This window comes from Labrys sp. 22185, assembly GCF_052045555.1.
Classification (GTDB): Bacteria; Pseudomonadota; Alphaproteobacteria; order Rhizobiales; family Labraceae; genus Labrys; species Labrys neptuniae.
Window position 1 is genome coordinate 1 of the sequence record NZ_JBQEPH010000119.1, and the last position, 728, is coordinate 728.

General features: G+C 61.4%; 2 protein-coding genes. Both read left to right on the forward strand.

Annotated elements, in window-relative coordinates:
• The coding region (locus ACTJKX_RS38195) for a glycosyltransferase family 4 protein (protein ID WP_440728502.1) at nt 1-415 on the forward strand (415 nt) is incomplete at its 5' end.
• 106 nt (nt 416-521) lie between these two features.
• On the forward strand, nt 522-728 hold a 207-nt coding region (locus ACTJKX_RS38200), incomplete at its 3' end, for an ATP-binding cassette domain-containing protein (protein WP_440728503.1).

Consider the following 728-nt stretch of genomic DNA (forward strand, 5'->3'; position numbering starts at 1 on the left):
TGTCGCCCCCGGCCTGGCCCTCGACCGTTTCCTGTCGCATAGCCGGGTCACCTGGCACGGGCCCGTGGCCGATCTCGCTCCGATCTACGACAGCTGTCGCATTGCCATCGCGCCGACGCGCTTTGCTGCCGGGACGCCCTACAAGGTCTATGAAGCGGCCTCGTTCGGTGTGCCCGCCGTGATCACCGACCTGCTTCTCGGGCAGCTTGGCTGGAGCAACGAGCGGGAAGTGCTGTCCGTATCAGTCGATGACACGGAGGGGTTCGCCGCTGCGATCGTCCGGCTCTACCGTTCCGAAGCGTTGTGGCATCGTCTCCGGCAAGGCTGCTGCGACAGGCTCCAATCAGAGCACAATGAGGACAGGTATAGGGAAGCCCTGTCGCAGGTCCTGCCTGCCCTCCATCGGTCGCGGTGATGCCGATGCCCGGCCATTTGAATAGTGAATTGGGCGTGAAGCTGATATGGTGTCACCGTCCGCGAGGGACGGGGCGTCAATCCTGGATGGCAGTTCTTCGGTCGACATGATTCAACTCAGCAATGTGACGAAGTACTACAAGGTCGAGAAACATCGAAAGATGATCCTCGACCGTGTCTCGATGATCTTCGATACATCGTACGCCTACGGCCTCATGGGCGTAAACGGGGCGGGGAAATCCACTCTGCTGCGGCTGATTGCGGGGACGGAGATGCCCAATGGCGGCAAGATCCGCCGCTCCGTCCGCATATCC